This window comes from Gluconobacter sphaericus NBRC 12467 (assembly GCF_006539125.1).
GTDB lineage: Bacteria > Pseudomonadota > Alphaproteobacteria > Acetobacterales > Acetobacteraceae > Gluconobacter > Gluconobacter sphaericus.
Genome location: NZ_BJMK01000033.1, coordinates 1 through 19,622, shown reverse-complemented (window position 1 = coordinate 19,622; position 19,622 = coordinate 1). Strand labels below are relative to the sequence as shown.

The 19,622-nt window shown below is 59.8% G+C and carries 15 protein-coding genes and 1 riboswitch; of the genes, 7 read left to right on the top strand and 8 right to left on the bottom strand.

All coding sequences use genetic code 11. The annotated features are described in order from the left end of the window. Window positions 1–226: 226 nt before the first annotated feature. From GSP01_RS12490 to rpe, 3 genes are read right to left on the bottom strand one after another with little or no spacing between them, the layout of a single operon-like run. A complete protein-coding gene (locus GSP01_RS12490; protein WP_141354013.1) occupies window positions 227–1,345 on the bottom strand; it encodes a glycosyltransferase family 4 protein in 1,119 nt (372 codons plus the stop codon). Between the two features lie 14 nt (window positions 1,346–1,359). Then, complete coding sequence (locus GSP01_RS12485) at window positions 1,360–3,012, bottom strand: heparinase II/III family protein (RefSeq protein ID WP_141354011.1); 1,653 nt, start codon at window positions 3,010–3,012, stop codon at window positions 1,360–1,362. Beyond that, window positions 3,009–3,686 carry a ribulose-phosphate 3-epimerase gene (rpe, locus tag GSP01_RS12480; RefSeq protein ID WP_141354009.1) on the bottom strand — a complete coding sequence of 226 codons (678 nt, stop codon included), beginning with the start codon at window positions 3,684–3,686 and terminating at the stop codon, window positions 3,009–3,011. Before rpe ends, GSP01_RS12485 begins: the two co-directional genes overlap by 4 nt. A 156-nt stretch (window positions 3,687–3,842) precedes the next feature. Here rpe and GSP01_RS12475 point away from each other — a divergent pair, with 156 nt between their 5' ends. Beyond that, entirely contained in the window at window positions 3,843–5,102 is a 1,260-nt protein-coding gene (locus tag GSP01_RS12475; protein ID WP_141354007.1) for an AGE family epimerase/isomerase, read from the top strand. An 11-nt stretch (window positions 5,103–5,113) separates the two neighbouring features. On the opposite strand, the gene GSP01_RS12470 is transcribed toward GSP01_RS12475, so the two are convergent. The 3 genes from GSP01_RS12470 to GSP01_RS12460 form a co-directional block, all read right to left on the bottom strand. Next, window positions 5,114–5,707 carry a YdcF family protein gene (locus GSP01_RS12470; RefSeq protein WP_174787600.1) on the bottom strand — a complete coding sequence of 198 codons (594 nt, stop codon included), beginning with the start codon at window positions 5,705–5,707 and terminating at the stop codon, window positions 5,114–5,116. Continuing rightward, window positions 5,698–6,936, bottom strand: a complete 1,239-nt coding sequence (locus GSP01_RS12465) for an MFS transporter (protein ID WP_141354005.1) — start codon at window positions 6,934–6,936, stop codon at window positions 5,698–5,700. Before GSP01_RS12465 ends, GSP01_RS12470 begins: the two co-directional genes overlap by 10 nt. Window positions 6,937–7,072: 136 nt before the next feature. Further along, on the bottom strand, window positions 7,073–8,437 hold the full coding sequence (locus GSP01_RS12460; protein WP_228123881.1) for a methyl-accepting chemotaxis protein: 1,365 nt from the start codon (window positions 8,435–8,437) through the stop codon (window positions 7,073–7,075). 259 nt (window positions 8,438–8,696) lie between these two features. Continuing rightward, window positions 8,697–8,826, top strand: a riboswitch (TPP riboswitch). Window positions 8,827–8,918: 92 nt separating this feature from the next. On the opposite strand from GSP01_RS12460, the gene GSP01_RS12455 reads away from it, so the two are divergent. The 4 genes from GSP01_RS12455 (at window position 8,919) to GSP01_RS12440 (ending at window position 14,322) form a co-directional block, all read left to right on the top strand. Further along, a complete protein-coding gene (locus GSP01_RS12455) occupies window positions 8,919–11,402 on the top strand; it encodes a TonB-dependent receptor (RefSeq protein ID WP_141354003.1) in 2,484 nt (827 codons plus the stop codon). 2 nt (window positions 11,403–11,404) lie between these two features. Further along, the gene (locus GSP01_RS12450) at window positions 11,405–12,559 is read left to right on the top strand and encodes a phosphotransferase enzyme family protein (RefSeq protein WP_141354002.1); all 1,155 of its coding nucleotides are present in this window, start codon (window positions 11,405–11,407) and stop codon (window positions 12,557–12,559) included. Next, window positions 12,550–13,119, top strand: a complete 570-nt coding sequence (pnuC, locus tag GSP01_RS12445; RefSeq protein WP_141354000.1) for a nicotinamide riboside transporter PnuC — start codon at window positions 12,550–12,552, stop codon at window positions 13,117–13,119. Before GSP01_RS12450 ends, pnuC begins: the two co-directional genes overlap by 10 nt. Before the next feature lie 105 nt (window positions 13,120–13,224). Beyond that, the gene (locus GSP01_RS12440) at window positions 13,225–14,322 is read left to right on the top strand and encodes an AI-2E family transporter (protein WP_141353998.1); all 1,098 of its coding nucleotides are present in this window, start codon (window positions 13,225–13,227) and stop codon (window positions 14,320–14,322) included. A gap of 4 nt (window positions 14,323–14,326) precedes the next feature. On the opposite strand, the gene GSP01_RS12435 is transcribed toward GSP01_RS12440, so the two are convergent. After that, entirely contained in the window at window positions 14,327–15,253 is a 927-nt protein-coding gene (locus GSP01_RS12435; RefSeq protein WP_141353996.1) for a LysR family transcriptional regulator, read from the bottom strand. Between the two features lie 112 nt (window positions 15,254–15,365). Here GSP01_RS12435 and GSP01_RS12430 point away from each other — a divergent pair, with 112 nt between their 5' ends. Then, on the top strand, window positions 15,366–16,388 hold the full coding sequence (locus GSP01_RS12430; RefSeq protein ID WP_141353994.1) for an isocitrate/isopropylmalate dehydrogenase family protein: 1,023 nt from the start codon (window positions 15,366–15,368) through the stop codon (window positions 16,386–16,388). A 47-nt stretch (window positions 16,389–16,435) separates the two neighbouring features. Next, window positions 16,436–19,129, top strand: a complete 2,694-nt coding sequence (gene acnA / locus GSP01_RS12425; protein WP_141353992.1) for an aconitate hydratase AcnA — start codon at window positions 16,436–16,438, stop codon at window positions 19,127–19,129. A 115-nt stretch (window positions 19,130–19,244) separates the two neighbouring features. Here the strand turns inward: acnA and GSP01_RS12420 are convergent. Then, window positions 19,245–19,622 (bottom strand): LysE family translocator (locus GSP01_RS12420; RefSeq protein ID WP_141353990.1); only part of this gene is annotated, 378 nt, incomplete at its 5' end.

Genomic DNA, 19,622 nt, shown 5'->3' with positions numbered 1-19,622 from the left:
AGCGGTTCTTCGATCCTTCCAACTCATTTCGCAACTGACTAAGAACAATGCAGCTCAGTAGGATGCCATCACGACCGGAATATCTGCACTGACCGACGCCGATCTGGCGAAACAGAGCATTCTGCATCTTTCCGCCCAGACCAAACAGCCGTTCGTCGTGCAATCCCTTTCAATCATGGATGGTCAGTCCTCAATGATCTTCAAACTTTTCACGACTGACAGGGTCTCAGGAACAGGCTTTTTCCATAAGCGCCACGACATGCTTCAGGATATGCCGTTCGTCATACGCCTCAAGCGCGACCTGTCTTCCGGCCGCGCCCATCTTCTGTCTTAACGTTGCATCCTGCGACAGGGTACGCAGGGCCTTCGCGAGAGGCGTGGACAGACCAGGTGGAACCAGAAATCCGGTTTTTCCATCCAGTACCTGCTCTCTCGGCCCCCGGACGTCCGTCGCCACGACCGGCAATCCCGTCAGCATCGCTTCGATGACCGACATGGGCAGGCCCTCGAAATGGCTAGGCAGCGCAAACACATCTGCGGCCTTCAGCAACTCCGAGACATCTTCACGATATCCAAGCATCCGCAGACGCGGGCCGAGACGGTCGCACGCGCCTGCGAAGGCTACCGTCAGATCCGCGCCATGATCCGAAGGCAGACGTTCCCCGACCACCCAGAGCTCCGCCTCCGGCACATCTTCCATCGCACGCAGCAGTTCGGGATGACCCTTATGCCGCACCAGGCGCGACACCACGATGACCACCGGCCGATCTTCCGGCACTCTGAGTTCCCTGCGCAAGCGTGCCCGCGTCTCCGGATCGGGATGGTAGCGTCGGGGATCACGACCATTGCCGATGGCGATGGGGTTGCGGTTCAGATGCAGCCGACGTGCGTCCCGCGCTTCTTCGCCCGAGACCGTCATATACAGATCCGTTATGCGCCCTGCCGCCCATTCCAGAATCAGGGAAAGCATCCTGCGACGCCATGATCCCGGCTGATTGAACAAAAATCCGTGACATGTATACGCTACGACACGCACCCCGCAGAGCCGCGCGGCAAATCGCGCCAGAATGCCGCTAATCGGCATGTGCCCATGGACCAGATCCGGCTTTTCCCGCCGAATCAACCGCACCAGAGCAACAAATGCCTTATACTGTGCCAGTGGCGAAAAGGAGCGGGCCATCGGAACACCATGCACCGTAAAGCCTTCGGCCCGGACAGGCTCCAGATGGGAACCTTCCGCACAGGCCCCCTGAACGTCATACCCAGCATCACGCAGCTCCCGCATCAGCGGCAGCAGGAACTGCCTGAGAGCAAAATCCACGTTGGTAATCTCAAGTATCTTCACAATTACGAAACAGCCTATTCCGGGATGCGTTCAAGCAACCAGGTTATGCTCTGATGAATTCGTTTAATCGCCTTTTCGGCATCAGGTTTTTCATCAGCCGGTGCGGCCTCACCTTCCGGCGAAGTCACGTCAGGAAGAGGCCGCGGTATAATGATGATCTGTTGGCAAACCTCGCGCCTCCCTCGCCCCAGATAAATATCATTTTCCAGCCGCACACCCCCGTCACGCTGCCTGAAGCGCCAGATCGTCCCGCCAACCTGCAGAATGATATCCTCATCATCCTGCGTCACTTTCACATCGGGGTGAATATGAAAGCGGATGGCAAAGTCGATATTGCGTTCCCCATCAATGATCTCCTGCCCACGCAAGTCCTCACCATCCGAGCCGAAATACAGGCGACGGGTCCATTTTGCTCCCAGCGGCGCGTGGTAGCCATCATGTGACAGATCCAACCAGTGCGCGGTGCCGTCGGTCTGATGATCGCAGGACACGGTAACCGGCCGGCGCGTCATGCCGCCAGCTGGTCCGAAGTCCGCAGACGACAGACCATCCGCTACAAGTACCGTATGAGCGGCGCTGCATCTCATGGCATCGCGCCAGGCCCCGACCACAGCACTTCCACAATTCACGAACAGGCGATGGCGCTGGTACGAAAACTCGAAGGACAGCGTTCCGGCGTGCGCCATACTATCAAAACCAACTGGCGCGGGAGGGCCACTGTCTACAAGCAGCAGTGATTTGCCAAGCGCCAGCCGCGTGAATTTTCCCTGTGGCATGGCAGGCGCAATCAATTTCTGCCGCGACCCCTGAGTCAGAACATCTTCCACAGCTGCGCTGTGCCGCTCGTTCGCCCCATTAAAGACTGCAAGACCACCATCACCGTGCCGCATCGCCCGCAGAACGGGACAGACCTTGTCCAGCGCCCGATCGATAAAGGGCGGAACACTGGCATGAGCAGTACGGAACATAACGGACATTTCCGCCAGCTCACGCGCGGCGAGGAACTGCGCCTCCGGGCTGCGCTCCATTACTGTGCCATCTGTCAGAACCAGCCGCTCCAGTTCTCCAGGCAGATACCGCAGGAATCGGGACATGAACCCCGTCTGCTCTGGCATTGCCATGGCTGCCGCCAGCAATCCCCGAAATGCCATCAGGCCACGTGCACCCTGCGGGGGCAAAGGCAGAAGGGCCGCGATGGTCCGGCCCTCCACCAGCATCCGTTCCATTAGACGCTGCTGAAGCCGCGGATCGGCAGAGGCCAGGCAGAACTCATGATTCGACAGCCACGACGCTAGACGCCCCCCCGTGACGCACGCATCCCGCACCAGCGGATCGGTTGGCGGATGCGTCAACCAGTCACTGACGAGTCTCCGTGCGGTCAAACGGGCCCTGTCGCTCCCGAGGGTCCGCAGATCCCGCAACCAGCTGAATCCATGGAGCCATTCACGCACCGGCTCCGGCCAGGGACCACGCTCCCAGTTCCCGTTTGGCAGCGGATAGTCCTGTCGGTCGAAACGGAAATAGCCCCCAATCAGGCGCGCGCCCTGATCCGGATCGCCTTTCCATGGATCGCGGAACGCATGCACTGGGCCTTCGGAAGCTGGCCCCCCAAAGGGCAAACGGGCAAAGGAGAGGCGAAGACCTCGAAGCCAGCGACCGCCTGTCATCCGGTAATCTGTTCCGCGAACGGCCCTTCAAGCGCTCGGATCGCAGCGTCCCGGTCTTCTTTTCCAAAGACTGCCGAACCCGCAACGAGCATGGTCGCGCCTGCGTCCACAACAAGTGGCGCCGTCCGGGGATCAATCCCGCCATCCACGGCAAGGACAATCTCCCGTCCGCTCTCGCGGATCATTTCCGCCAGTGTCCTGATCTTGGCAAGCTGACTGTCGAGAAAGCTCTGACCACCAAATCCCGGGTTAACGGTCATGACAAGAATGATATCCACCAGATCCATGACTTCCGACAGCGCCACTGCAGGCGTCGCCGGACAGATTGCAACGCCGGGACGGCAGCCCAGGGCACGGATGGTCTGAAGCGAACGATGCAGATGGGGTGCGTTCTCAACATGCACCGTGATGTGATCGGCGCCTGCTTTCGCAGTAGCCTCCAGATACGGGTCCACCGGATCGATCATCAGATGGACGTCGAATTTCGCATCCGTATGCCTGCGAAGGGCCGCAATGACCGGAGGGCCAAACGAGATATTCGGCACGAAATGCCCGTCCATCACATCGAGATGGAGCCAGGGCGCGCGCGCAATGGAGGATATCTCTTCCCCGAGGCGGGAAAAGTCAGCAGCCAAAAGGCTGGGAGCGACGATGATTGAGGGCCGGTCAGTCATACTCTCCTGTATCGGCAAACCCATCGCACGACGCAAGACACATCCGCATCCGTGCGCATCTTCGTGAGCATCATGCCTGTCCACATACCCTTCCGGAACCCCGGCGCCCCTGAAACGTCCTGATAACCACATCTGTCGACCTGCCCGGAGCGCCTCATGACCGACCGCCTTTCACCCACCCTCCTCAGCCGCGACAGCTGGATCCGCCGCCCCTCTCACCGGGCATGGCTGGAAATGCAGGGTCGCCGCCTTCTAGATTTCAGCAAGGGCGGATGCATAGACGGCGGTTTTACCGGGCTGGATCTGGAAGGCACGTTGCCTGAAAATGCGAAACCCGAGGCCACGCTGACCGCACGCTGCGTCCATGCCTATGCCGTGGCGGAGCTTCAGGGCCTCCCCGGAAGCGCGCCGCTCGTCGCTCATGGAATCCATGCCCTGCGCACGAATTTTCGCGATGACACTCATGGGGGCTGGCAGCATTTCACAGACAAGGAACATGACCGCAAGCAGGCTTACCTGCACGCTTTCGTGGCCCTCGCGGCATCCTCGGCCGTACTGATCGGTGCGGAGGGCGCAGGCGATCTGCTCCGGGATGCAATCGATCAGATCGAAACCCATTTCTGGAGCGAGGAGGAAGGCGTCATGCGCGAAAGCTTCGCCCCGGACTGGTCAGACGAGGAAGACTACCGCGGCGCCAACAGCAATATGCATTCCACCGAGGCCTTCATGGCACTGGCAGATGTCACTGGTGACGTGAAATGGCTCCATCGCGCCCGCCGCATCGTCACGCGCTTCGTACATGAACTGGCCGCCGCGGAAGGATTCGCAATGCCGGAGCATTTCAAGCGCAACTGGACGCTCATGCGCGACTATCACAGCGACAAGCCCAACGATGACCTACGCCCCTATGGCATGACGCCTGGGCACTTCGTGGAGTGGGCCCATCTGACCCTGAAGCTCGAAGCCGCCCTTCTGCGTCATGGCCTAGCCACGCCAGAATGGATGCTGCACGACGCCCAAGCCCTGTTCGAAACCGGGGTAAACACCGGCTGGAACGCCGATGGCCGGCCCGGCATGCTCTACACCATCAACTGGGAACACGGCCCGCACAACCGCAGCCGCATTCACTGGGCGCAGGCCGAAGCCCTGACAGCCGCGATCAACCTCTACAAGCGGACTGGAAATCCCCATTACGAGCACTGGTACCGCATGATCTGGGATTATATCGACACAACCCTGATCGACCGCGATTTCGGAAGCTGGTTCAATGAAGTCAGCCCCGAGGGCGAACCCACCGAGACGATCTACAAAGGCAAGGGAGACTTGTATCACGCCTATCAGGCCACGCTTGCCCCGATGATGCCACTCACGCCGTCCCTTGCCACAGCCATCGAACAGATCGGAGTCCCCTACTGATTCAGTCACCCCTAAGGCGCTTTCGTTAGCACATAGACTGGGAGCGCCACGGAATCCCGGAACAGGTACCAGAGTTCCGCCATCCGGAAGTGGCACGGCGCCCCCCCTGAGACCAGCCTTACGCCCGCCCGGCGAAGCGCCCATTCCGACCGCAGGACATGAAACCACTGCGTGACCACGACAACGCCCTCGGGATGCAGCCGGGCAACATGCAGGGCCGTCAGCCAGGTGTTGTTTCCGTGCGAATCCACAATGATTACCGAAGCTGGAATATCCCTGGCCATCAGCCAGTCCGCCATGATCCGGGCTTCGTCCTGATGATTGTCGCTTTCGATCGCACCGCTCACCATGATCGTTCGCACAAGCCCGGCACGCCACAGCCGCAACCCTTCTTCCAGACGCTCCCGCAGCGCCAGACGTGGCTCCCCCTTTTGCGTAACGGCTGTTCCGAGGATGACCGCCATTTCCGAACGGACCGGAACAGCCGAGACACCCCGGAACGCGACCCATCCCATCCAGGGTAACAGCAGACCAAGCAGCACCAAGACGCCAATCAATCCCCGCCGCAACCTTTGGACGATCATGCCCCGATACGTCAGGAGCATGTCTCTTTTCCAGCCTGCAACCGGTGCAGATACAGCAGCGCCACCCCGGCCGCCAGAATCCCGGAGAGCGATCCGATCCCCAGAGCCCAGCGGGGGCCCAGACAGTTCGCAACCATGCCCACCAGCGGTGCCCCCAACGGAGATGACCCTGCAAAAACCGCGAAGCGGATGGAGACCACCCGCCCACGCATGCCCGGATCCGTTGCCAGCTGCATGTAGCTGTTGCTAACCGCCGTGAAGGTCAGCGACGCCATTCCGGCCATAACCAGCGTGACAGCAAAAGCCCAGTATCCCGGAGAAAGCGCGCCCAGCAGACAGGCCAAACTGAAAACGACGGCACCCTGCGGCAGGGCGGAAAACTGCATGGTCTTACGACTGGCCGCGAACAGGGCCCCGGCGATCGTTCCGACCGCCATTGCCGAATTCAGGATCCCATAACCATGCGCCCCGACGTGAAAGACGCTTACAGCCATGGTTGAGATATAAATCGGGAAATTAAGCCCGAACGCCCCCAGCAGAAACAGCATGAACAGGATGGTCCGCAGATCATCGCGCTTCCAGACGTAGCGCACGCCCGTCAGCAGATCCTGTTTTTCCTGATGCGCATTTTCGGGTTTGACTAGTGCAAGACGATGCAGTTCCTGTGCTCGCAGGGAGAGGAGCGACATCAGTACGCCATAAAACGAAAGCCCGTTCAGAATGAACGACCAGCCCGAGCCGAGCTCGGCAATACAGAACGCCGCCACAGCCGGCCCGATCATACGCCCCGCGTTATAAGAAACGGAATTGAGCGCGACGGCATTGGCCAGATCCGCTTCACCAACCAGTTCGCCCACAAAAATCTGCCGCACCGGGCTGTCAAAAGCCGCCACACAGCCGCTTAAAAACGCAAACGAGTCCACTTCCCACAACCGAATCAGGCCCGTCACTACCAAAACCCCCAGCGCAATCGCCAAAGTTCCAAGTGCAGCTTGAGTCAGCAGCAGAAAACGATGCTTCTCCACCCTGTCAGCAATTTTTCCAGTCCAGAAAATCAGCAGAAGCGGTGGCGCGAGCTGAAGCGCCGTAACGATGCCAACAGCGGTCGCATCATGCCGGGTCAATTCCGTCAGAACCAGCCAATCCTGCGTCGTCATCTGCATCCAGGTCCCAATATTCGAGACCAGGGCCCCCATGGCCCAGATGCGGTAGTTACGTCTCCCCAGAGAACGGAAAGCCTGCCCCATCATCGGCAGGATACGTCATTCAGGACAGGAAAGTACAGGGAACGAACCAGCATGCCACCAGTGTCGGGAATATCAGGGCCAATGTCGAGGCATGTCGCGATAATGTTCCACCGCCCCGGCCGGGGCAAGATCGTCTTCGTCAGGCTTCTGCCGCAGCAAGGCTCCGGTTTGCAGGGTGGATCCAGTCATCGGACGGCTGCGCGGGAGCAAAGCTAAATCTGGACAATTCGGCGAAAAGATCCTTCGCCTCGTTGCTCAGGTTCCGACACGCCACGTTGACCTCTTCCACCATCGCGGCATTCCGCTGGGTCATCTGATCCATTTCGTTGATCGCCTCGTTAATTGTCTCAAGGCTTTCAGCTTCACCCGTCGTAGCCTCGGAAATCTCCTCAAGCAGCGACGTGATCCCGTCCACATGCTGATTGATGACTTTCATCGACCGATCTGCCTCGCCAACGAAATGAACACCCTCTTCCACCTGACGACCCGAGGAAGCGATGATGTTACGAATCTCCTGGGCGGACTTGGCCGAACGCTGAGCCAGAGCCCTGATCTCCTTTGCGACCACATCAAATCCCTGACCCGCCTCACCGGCGCGCGCCGCCTCGATCCCCGCGTTCAGCGACAGCAGATTGGTCTGGAACGCGACCTCCTCAATCAGACCCAGAATACTCTCGACCTGCCGCGAGGAGGCCCGGATTTCTCCCATCACCGTGTTGGCCGAATGCATGACCCCCGAAATCACAACCATCTGGGCCCGTGTTTCCAGAGACGTCTCACGCGCCTGCACAGCGGAGCGGGCGGTTTTGCCAACTGTCTGTGTAATGCTGTTGAGGGACGCGGCGGACTGGGCAAGGTTGACGGCCTGCCGTTCTGTCCGCTCACTCAGTTCAGCGGAAGCCGAAGCGATTTCCGACGTCCCGTTGGCAATCATGAGCGTCGCATCGGAAATCCTGGCAATCGCCGTTCGGTAAATATGGATAAGTGTATTGAAATCCCGCCGGAACTCTTCAAACCGGTCTTGAAAATGCTCTTGGAACATGAAGGTCAGGTCCCCGTTCTTCACGATTTCCATCCCGGCGCAGATCGTCTCGATCGTTTCGCTTTGCAGCCGACGGATGCTTTCGCTCTTTCCGGAAAGTTCTCTCTGGACACGCGCGGCCTCACGCGCCTCGATAGCTGAAATTTCCTGAAGCTTCAGCTGATTCTGGCTGTTTTCCCGAAAGGACTGAAGGGACCGGGCCAGACGGCCGGCGCAGTCCTGCTGATGAAGGCAGGGAATGGTGGTGTTAAGTGCGCCCCCGGCCACCTTTTCAGTAGCAGCCGTGATTTGTTCGAAGGGAACCGCGACGATGTGGATAGCAAATCTGGCGATCAGGAGCGTCAGGGTAATCTGGAACAGCAGTCCCGCACCCTGCGACAGAGTCTGTTCATGCCTATAATGCACGAACAGATGCTGAAAAATCTGCTCAACCATGACCTGAACCACAGAAAGCAGAATCAAAACGCCAAAAAGCACCTTGATTTTTTGTCGGACATAGGCGGTTTTTTCAATCCATTTTAGCATGAGGGTCTTTTTGACATCTGGTCTCACGCTATGTTCGAGGGGCAACGTGAGTGTTTATAAATTTATACCTGTCGTTATTAATAAAAAATGAATACTTCTCTCGAAATTGTTTACAACATACTCTTTCCCGGATGCGACACCTGCATGCAGACGGCTCCGTCATGTTGACAATTTCTCTTCCAGCGAGGATTTGTGGCGCTTCACCGTGGGGGGCTCTGGCATAGGGCTGAGATTCTGCTGGTGTGACCCTTAAAAGTCATACGGCGCAGTGACCCATTGAACCTGATCCAGTTCATACTGGCGGAGGGATGGTGGTCGCTGTCTGCCCGGCGCATGTCCATGCACAACGCAGCCAGCAGCTTGAACCTTTCCTGTCAGAGCTGAGATCTCATTGCTTACAGGCGAGGAGTCTCTCATCATGGCACACAGACAACCCTTGGCCGCTCCGGCCCCAGCGTCTGTCAGACCATACTGCCCCAACACCCGGGAAACGCCTGTGTCTGCCGTCGGCCGCTCGCGGTGTCGCAGTGTCCTGCCTGTCCTGATCGGCACAACGGTCTGTTTTTCGGCTGCGCATGCCGCCGAGACACCGGCCACGAACAGGCCCGCGATCCAGCGGGCCGCATCTCAGCCACAGGCTCCACAACCTCCCAAAACCGAACACATCATTGTGCACCGCATTGCGGACAGTGCTCCCGGCAATCAACCGGGGGGAGGACTGATCCATCTGCAGGACGGCGTGAAATCTGTCAGCACGGTCAGTCAGGATTTCATTTCCAAACAGGCCCCGATGGCAACAGCCTTCCAGCTGGCATCCATGCTACCCGGCGCCAACGTATCCTCGTCCGATCCGATGGGATTTTCCCCCAATACCGACATAACCGTTCGCGGGCTCGATAACAGCGCCATTGGTTACGTGCTCGAAGGCATGCCGCTGAACGATGTCGCCGCCTATTCCGGCACGCCCAGCCAGTTCGCAGACAGTGAGAACTATCAGGAAATCGCCCTGGCACAGGGATCGGCCGATCTGGACAGCCCAGTCCTGAACGCCGCCGGGGGGTTAATGAACCTGACCTTCCGCGATCCCGCCCAAAAAGCAGGCGGTGACGCCAGCGTGTCTTACGGGTCCTACAACACCAACCGCGAATTCATCCGCCTCGACACCGGCGACATCGCCCATACCGGCATCCGTGGTTTCGTCTCCTACTCCCACGGCGCGACCGACAACTGGCGCGGGCCAGGCCGCGACGCAAAGCAGCATGTCGATTTCAAATTCCTCAAGGAATGGGGACAGGGCAACCGCGCCAGCCTCATCGGCACTTTCAACACGACCATCACAAGCTGGTATCCTGAACCCACGATGGACAGCTGGAAATCGGACGGGATCAAAGGCCAGAACAACCTTCTGGCCCGCTATGACAGCAGCAATCCCGAAAACGGGGCGAATTACTGGCGCCTGTGGCGTGACGGAGAACGCACCCTTTATGGCGGAGCGCCCGTTCATCTGACGCTGACAGACCACCTGTCTCTGGACGTCACACCTTACGCCCAGTTCGCCTATGGCAACTGGCCGGGCGGAAGCACGATGTCCACATCCGGTCTCTATCAGGGCACACAGGCCCTGCCCGACACGCTGAACCTGCCCGGCGCACAGGATGGCGTCGGCGTGGTCCGCGCGGATTATACCCAGCGCAGCTACCGCTCCGGCCTTACCAGTGCCCTACATTACAAAACCGGCTGGAACGATTTCGTTCTGGGTTACTGGTACGATTATGGCGATGATAACGAGCAGCAGCCGTTCACAGCTGTCCAGACCAACGGATATGCACCGGACATCTGGGCGGAAAGCAGTAAGGACGTGATCCGCCTATCGAACGGCGAACGCCTTCTCGGCGGCAGCTTTCATACCATTTCCCAGACGAACGCCCTGTTCGTCGGTGACCACATATCCCTGCTGCATGACCATTTGGCCATTGACCTCGGGTTCAAGGCCGTCATGATGAGCCGCGATGGCACTAACAGCATGCCGGGGCCGCAGTACCATGTCGGCTCTAACAGCATGGAGCCCCTCCCCCGTCTGGGCGTGCGCTGGCGGATTGACGGCGAAAACCAGCTCTTCTTCAACACCACGACCAATTTCCGCGCCCCGGATCAGAGTGCGCTGTACAACACCTACGACCCCTCTTCGGGCGAAATGTACGGCACCGGATCGGCCGACATCCGCAACGAATATTCCATTTCCGAAGAGTTGGGCTACCGCCGGACGGGACGCTGGATCATCGGCAGCCTGACACTGTTCAATTACAACTTCACTAACCGCCAGATCTCCACGCAGGCCGTACAGAACGGCTCCATCGTCAGCACAACCATGAATGCCGGTGGTCAGACGTCACGCGGTGTGGACGTGGAAATCGGCTTGCGTCCCTGGCATCACTTCAGCCCCTATGTGTCGGGCGAATATCTGCACGCCACCATCGACAACGACCTGATGTCCGGCGGAGACCTTCTGCGCACCCGTGGCAAAATCGCTGTCCGCAGCCCCACCCTTCAGGCCGCAGCCGGGCTGAGTTACGATGACGGACACATCTTCGGCGTTGCCACCGTGCATTACACCGGCCACCAGTACGCCACGTTCATGAATGACGAGCGCGTTTCGGACCATACGACGGGCGATCTCGCCATCGGCTACCGCTTCTCGGATCACGTCCATCTGCATCAGCCAACCCTGCGGATGAACTTCATCAACATCACAAACGAGCACTATCTTTCCGGCGTGGCGAGCCCCACCCTGAATGCGAAGGACACGACCGGCGTGTATGGCACCACCATTGCCGGAAGTGCCCCGAGCTACTTCATTGGCGGCGGCTTTGCGGCCCTGTTCACCGCCTCAACGGGATTCTGAGCATGGTAGAAGCATCCGGACAGTTCGGCGTCCATGGCCCCGAAAACAAGCGGGACTGGCCAGCCCTGTCCGATGCCGAAGCCTGCGAGGTCCTGTCCCATTTCCCGCTCCAGGCCCCGGCCAGACAGGTCATCTGGCACGGACGGCGACCATTTTCCTCAACGGGCGTCGTCCTGCTGGCGGATGGAAGCCGGGTTTTCCTCAAACGCCACGATCACTGTCTGCGCGATGCGACAGCCCTTGCGGAAGAGCATCGCTTCATCATGCATCTGGCCGAACAGGGCGTTCCGGTTGGCCAGACATGGCGCACGAAAACCGATCAGGCGGCCCTTGATCTCAATGGGTCAGCCTATGAGGTCTTTTCCATGATGCCCGGCCACGACCTCTACGAAACCGTGCAGTCCTGGGAGCCGTTCCACAACGTCAAACACGCCTTTTCCGGCGGCCTGCATCTGGGGCGACTTCACGATGCAGCCAGCAGTTTCGATGCCCCTGCCCGCCCTTCACGACGCCCCCTGCTCTCCACGTTCGAGGTCATCACATCTATCAGCCTGATTGCCGGTCTGGAACGCTGGATCCCACAACAGACCGGGCTGACAGAGGCCCTGACCCGTCATCCCTGGCATGCAGATATCCCCACCGCCCTGATGCCGTTTCATGAAAGACTAAAACCTCATCTCGGCACGATCCAGCCCCGCTGGGGTCATGGCGACTGGCATCCATCCAACCTGTTCTGGAGTGGTACGGGCGCCGATGCACAGGTCTGTGGCATTCTGGATTTCGGCATGTCGGACCGGACCTGCGCCGCCTATGACCTCGCGGTCGCCATCGAACGTACCGCCATCGCATGGCTCGAACCCCAGAACGACTGCCCGGTCATCCATGAACGGCTCGAAGCGTTCCTGTCGGGCTATCTGGCGCAATATGCGCTCTCCCGCGAAGAACGCCGTCTAGTGCCCCTCTTCCTGCCGCTTGTTCACGTCGAATATGCCCTCTCCGAGGTCGCCTATTACGAGACGCTGGTTCACGACCAGGCTGGCGTGAAAGCGGCCTATACGGACTATCTTCTAGGCCACGCACACTGGTTCGCCTCGCCCTCCGGGCAGCAGTTCCTGCGTTGGCTGACCCAGACCCTTCAAGCCCCCTCATGTCCCTGATCGAAATTCTGGGCGCTGTCCTTAGCGCACTCGCCGTCTGGCTGGCGTCCCGGCGCAGCATGATCTGCTGGCCCGTCTCGCTGGCAGCGGCAGGGCTTTACTGCTGGGTGTTCCTCAAAGCGCGACTCTATGCCGATGCAGAACTTCAGATCGCCTTCAGCCTCTACGTCATTTACGGATGGCAGCACTGGCGCCGGATAAAAAAAACGAATGGCCGGATCCGCGTCCGCCACCCAACACGCCGTACGCTTCTGAATGGGCTGATCTGTGGTGCGGCGGGAAGCGCAGTCTGGGCCTTTATCCTCGCACGCTTCACCAATGATCCCATGCCCATCACGGACGCCACCCTAACGGCCTACAGCATCCTCGCCCAGTGCTGGGACACCATGCGCTATCGTGAAACCTGGCTTCTGTGGATCGTCGTGGACAGCGCCTACGTCGCCCTGTTCATCAGCCGTGACCTTTACCCGACTGCAGTCCTGTATGCCGGTTTCATCCTGCTCGCCGTCAACGGATACCGCCTCTGGAAGCCTGATCCGCCAGCCGCCTCACCAAGCTAACCAGCCGCAGATTTCAAATACCCCTATTTTCTCCTGAGGGCAGATCGGCCTATCTTTCCCTGCACTACAGTGCTGACTTTATTTCCACGGAAAGCCAAACCTTCAATGCCAGACCTCTTCCAGAATGGTTCTCAGGACAATACCCGATCCGTTCTGGTCGCCCTGCTGGCGAGCGGCATTGTCATCAGCGCCATCTGGATCCTCAAGCCGTTCCTTCCCGCCACGATCTGGGCCGTCACGATCGCGGTGACGACCTGGCCCATGCTGCGACGGCTTCAGACCATCGTCGGGAACAGCCGCCGGGCGGCCGTTTCCCTTACCATCCTGATTGCGATGCTGGTGTTTATCCTGCCGCTCTGGCTCGCCATCACGACGGTTTCGAGCCATTTCGGCGATATCATCGCGCTGGTTTCCTCGTCTTCCACGCTCCACATCCCAGATGAGCCACCATGGATGGGCCGACTTCCCCTGATCGGTCCGCATATCGCGCCATTCTGGGAGCGCATGCAGCACATGCAGTTTCCCGAAATGATCCGGCAGATCATCCCGGCCCCGGAAACCCTCATCCACACATTTCTGGCCTATGCAGGCAGCTTCAGCATCCTGGCCCTGCAGTTCATTCTCACGCTGGTCATCCTCGGTGTGCTCCTCATGCGCGCGGAATCAGCGATCGCCGTCGCGGACACACTCGTCACCATTCTGGCGGGCAATCGCGGGAAGGAAATGCTTCAGCTTGCGGCTTACACGATCCGGGGGGTCGCCTTTGGCGTAACCGTCACCGCAGTCGTTGAGTCCACCGTGGCCGGCATCGGCCTGAAACTCGCCGGCGTCCCCTGGGTCAGTATCCTGACCGCTGTGACCTTCATGGCCTGCCTGCTGCAGGCCGGCCCGGGCGTCACCCTGATCCCGGCCGTGATCTGGGTCTATTTCGACCGTGGTCTTGCCCCGGCAGCACTTCTGCTCGTCGTCACCATCATTACGATCATTATCGATAACGTCCTGCGCCCATTCCTGATCCGCAAACAGGCCGATATCCCACTCATTCTCATCATGCTCGGCGTAATTGGCGGGCTCGGCGGACTGGGACTGGTCGGGATCTTCATCGGCCCTCTGATCCTCTCCGTGGCCTATACGCTGACCAAGAGTTGGGTCAGTGACTCCCGCCAAACACCCCCGTCCGTTTCAACGCCTCTGGATTCCTGAACCCTCATTCCGCCGCGACCGCGCCATAGGCCTGCCGGATGCGGCGGGCCTGATGGATGAAATACAGCTTTGCCCCCGTCATCCGGACCGAGCGAAACACCAGATAAAGCGGTGCCGTCAGAGCCGTGCGGGACGAGAGCGGGATATAGACCACCTGTCCGGCATGATGCTGCTGCATGGACTGCGGGACGAGAGAGATTCCCAGTCCCCCGGCAACCAGATTGAGCGCTGCCAGAAGCTGCGGCCCCTTCTGGTGGATCCGTGGTGTGAAACCTGCTCCCAGACAAGCATCCACGATCGTTTTGTACAAACCGTTATTGTACTGGCTCTGATACAGAATGAAGTCCTCATTCTCGAGGTCTGTCAGTTTCAGCCCTGACCCCGGGGCTTCTTTCGCCAGTCTGTGCGTTCGGGGAACCGCCACCACCATAGGTTCTTCCACAATTAGTTCGACTACAACATCCGATACATCGGGAATGGACGTCCGCACAAAAGCGACATCCACCGTATCCTCCCGCAAGCCTCCCAGAAGCTGACTGGAATTGCCCTCCGTCAGTGTCAGGCCCACATCCGGCCAGGTTTCGCGGAACTGACCCAGCATATCCGGCAGACTGGGATGACACAGCGCGGAGTTCGTGAACCCGATCGACAGTTCTCCCGTCTCCCCCCGTACGATCCGGCGGACATCTTCGACGGTCTCATCCATACGCGCGATAACATCATACGCCCCCTTGAGCATGCTCCGTCCTGCGGACGTTAGCCGCATGCCCTTTGCATGACGCTCAAAGAGTTGAACCCCCAGTTCCTGCTCCACTCCTTTGAGAAGCCGCGTCAGCGGGGGCTGCTGAATTCCCAGCCGCTCGGCAGCCCGGGTGAGGTTGCGCTCCTCGGCAATGGCGATGACGGCATGGAGGTGTCTGAGTTCGATCATTCCATACCTTTAAAGTATGATGAAACCCCTCTGCAAACATTGGTTCAGACACGGAACTTCTTTAAGGTCCGCCGCGTCACAGACACATCCTTTGACCGAACAGGAACGCGCCATGACCAAGACCATTCCCGCCACACTCATCGCCGGTGACGGAATTGGCCCGGAAATCATGCAGTCGGTCACGACCGTCATGGACGCCCTCGACGCCCCCTTCCTCTGGGACCACCAAAGCGCAGGCGTCGGCGCCTTTGAGGAGCACGGAACCGCCCTCCCCGAGGCTACGCTCGATAGTATCCGCCGTACTGGCCTTGTGCTGAAAGGTCCGCTGACCACCCCCGTCGGCAAGGGTTTCCGCTCCATCAATGTCACGCTGCGTCAGGCGTTCGATCTGTATGCCAACGTGCGCCCGACCCAGACGATCGTGCCCGGCGGCCGTTACGAGAACGTCGATCTGGTCGTGATCCGCGAGAACATCGAAGGCCTGTATGCCGCGATGGAGCATTACATGGCCGTGGACGGGGACCCGGAAGCCGTGGCGTATGGCGCCGGGTTCAATACCCGCGCCGAATGCAATCGGATTGTCCGCTTCGCCTTCGAATACGCCATCAAGAACAACCGCAAGAAGGTCACGCTCGTCCACAAGGCGAATATCCTGAAAATCCTGAGCGGTCTGTTCCTGCATGAAGGTCGCAAGGTCGCTGCGGAATATGAAGGCCGCGTGGCCCTAGAAGAACGCATCGTTGACGCCTGCGCGATGGAACTCGTCATCCGTCCGGAGAATTATGACGTTATCGTCACGACCAATCTGTTTGGTGATATTCTGTCCGATCTGACGGCGGGTCTCGTGGGCGGCCTGGGCATGGCGCCTGGCGCGAATATTGGCGAGAAAATGGGCATTTTCGAAGCCGTCCATGGCTCTGCGCCGGACATTGCCGGACAGGGCATCGCCAATCCGCTGGCGCTGATGATGGCCGGTAGCATGATGCTGGCGCATGTCGGGCGGCAGGATCTGTCCAAGCGGCTGGACGGCGGCATGAAGCAGATCCTTCAGGTCGAGGGTCTTCGCACGCGCGATCTGGGCGGCAAGGCCACCACGCAGGACGTCACGCAGGCCCTTCTACGTGCCATCCAGTAATTTTCTGCCCCCACTCTAATGACAGCCCTCCGAGGAACATTCCCATCATGAAACAGGTTGGACACGACCTTCTGGACTGCCAGCGCGACATCTCGATTGAGGGGCGCTCCTATCGCTATTTTTCTCTGCCTGTCGCCGCTGAAAAGCTGGGCGACATTTCGCGCCTGCCCGTCAGCCTGAAGGTGCTGCTCGAAAATGTCCTGCGCTTTACGGATGGCTCGACCTATCGCGTCGAGGACGCGCAGGCGATCGTAGATTGGACGAAAACCGCGCACTCGACGCAGGAAGTCCCGTTCAAGCCCGCGCGCATCCTGATGCAGGATTTCACCGGCGTTCCGGCCGTCGTCGATCTGGCGGCCATGCGCGACGGCATCGTCTCACTTGGTGGTGATCCGCAGAAGGTCAATCCCCTCGTCCCCGTCGATCTGGTGATCGATCATTCCGTGATGGTGGACGTCGCCGGACGCAAGGACGCGCTCCAGCAGAACGTCGCGCTGGAATTCGAGCGTAATAGCGAACGTTATGCGTTCCTGCGCTGGGGGCAGGAGGCGTTTGACCAGTTCCGCGTCGTCCCGCCGGGTGCTGGCATCTGTCATCAGGTCAATCTGGAATATCTGTCCCAGGTCGTCTGGACTGGAACGGTCGGCGACGTCACCTACGCCTATCCCGATACGCTGTATGGCACGGATTCCCACACGACCATGGTCAATGGTCTGGGCGTTCTGGGCTGGGGCGTTGGTGGGATCGAGGCCGAAGCCGCCATGCTCGGACAGCCGATTTCCATGCTCATCCCCGATGTCGTAGGCTTTCGAATGGACGGGCGTCTGCCGGAAGGCACGACCGCGACCGATCTGGTCCTGACGGTCACACAGATGCTGCGCGCCAAGGGCGTGGTCGGCAAGTTCGTGGAGTTCTTCGGCCCGGCGCTGGATCATCTGCCGGTCGCGGATCGCGCAACCATCGCAAACATGGCGCCGGAATATGGCGCGACCTGCGGCTTCTTCCCCGTGGATGCACTGGCGCTCGACTATCTGCGTCAGACCGGCCGTGACGAACACCGCATTGCCCTGACCGAAGCATGGCTGCGCGCGCAGGGTATGTTCCGTGACGCGTCCACGCCGGAGCCAGTCTTTTCGGATGTGCTGACGTTGGATTTGAGCACGGTTACACCCTGCATTTCTGGTCCCAAGCGCCCGCAGGACCGGATCGAACTTTCCGTCGCCACCCCGGCTTTCGAAAAAGCCCTGACGGAAGCGCTTGGTGTCGCACCCGCCGACATTCACAAGACTGCCCCCGTCGCCGGCACGGATTATACGATCGGGCACGGCTCCATTGTCATCGCCGCCATCACATCCTGCACCAACACGTCCAACCCCGCCGTTCTGGTCGCGGCCGGACTGGTGGCCCGCAAGGCCCGCGCACTTGGCCTGATGCCGAAGCCGTGGGTCAAGACGTCGCTCGCACCGGGCTCGCAGGTCGTCACAGACTATCTGGATCGCGCCAATCTGAGCGCTGATCTGGATGCACTGGGCTTCGAGACGGTCGGCTATGGCTGCACAACCTGCATCGGCAATTCTGGCCCACTGACGACAGAGTTAGTAGACGCGATTGAAGGCAATGGCTTGGTCGCAACGTCCGTCCTGTCCGGCAACCGGAATTTCGAGGGCCGGATTTCACCCAACGTCCGCGCCAATTATCTCGCAAGCCCGCCGCTCGTCGTCGCCTATGCGCTACTGGGGACAATGCGCGAGGACATCACGACGGCCGTACTGGGACATGCACCTGACGGCACACCGGTTCATCTGCGCGATATCTGGCCAACTAATCACGAAATCGCAGAACTCGTCGGCTCTGCCGTCACGCGCGAAGCCTTCGTCGAGCGATACAGCCATATCACGGAAGGCACGAAGGAATGGCAGGCTCTGGCCTCTGCCGGAACTTCGGCGACCTATAAGTGGCAGCCGGGCTCAACCTATGTGCAGAACCCGCCCTATTTTGACGGCCTGACCGCCGAGCCCGCACCGACCAAGGACATTGCCGGCGCGCGGATTCTGGCGCTGCTAGGCGACAACATCACGACCGACCACATCTCCCCGGCTGGTGCGATTGCGGCCTCTTCGCCTGCAGGCGTCTATCTTCAGGAGGGGCAGGTCGCGGTGAAGGACTTCAATTCCTACGGCTCACGTCGCGGCAATGACCGCGTCATGGTTCGGGGGACTTTCGCCAATATTCGCATCCGCAACGAGATGGCCCCGGGAACTGAAGGCGGCGTCACGCTGCATCAGCCGGACGGCGTACAAATGTCCATCTATGATGCCGCCAGCCGTTACGCTCAGGACGACGTGCCGCTCGTGGTGTTCGGCGGCAAGGAATACGGAATGGGCTCGTCTCGTGACTGGGCCGCAAAGGGCACGCGTCTCCTGGGCATCAAGGCCGTCATTGCCGAAAGTTTCGAGCGTATCCACCGCTCCAATCTCGTCGGCATGGGCGTCCTGCCCCTGACCTTCGAACCGGGCACAACACGCACGACGCTAGGGCTGGATGGAACGGAGACGATTGCCATCCACGGCATCGAAACCCTCACACCACGCGCGCCCCTGACCATGACGGTCACTCGTCAGGATGGCAGCACACAGGGCGTCCCGCTGCTGTGCCGTGTCGATACGGTCGATGAGGCGGAATACTACCGCAACGGGGGCATTCTGCCCTACGTGCTTCGCGGAATGGCGTCAGCGAACTGAAAAATGGCGGGGCTTCGGCCCCGTCATTTTAATGATGGGTGATGCCGTAAGACACAACGGCACAGGTTGCTCCCACGACGCAGCAGACCATGGAAAGATAGGCTTTAGTCATTGGTCAGGCCCTCCGGCTCAGCGCCAACTTAAGGCTGAACGCCAGAAAAATGCTGCCCGTCAGCCGGTCCATACGCCGCACGACCGTCGCACTCGACAAAAACCGTCCGAGCGGCACCGTCAACACGACGAGCAGCGCCAGCCACGCAAACGACAGCAGCGCCTGAATGGCCGTCAGAAGGAGCGAAAACTCCTTCACGTTCACATGCGGCGGAATGAACTGCGGCATGAACGTCATATAGAAAATGCCAACCTTGGGATTGAGCAGATTCGTCAGCAGCCCACGGCGAAAGGGCGCCCGGGCATCAGCCGGTACCGGTACCGCTTCCGCTGCCCAGAGGGACGTCCGGGGGGGGGGGGCAGAATCAGCCCGATCCCAAGC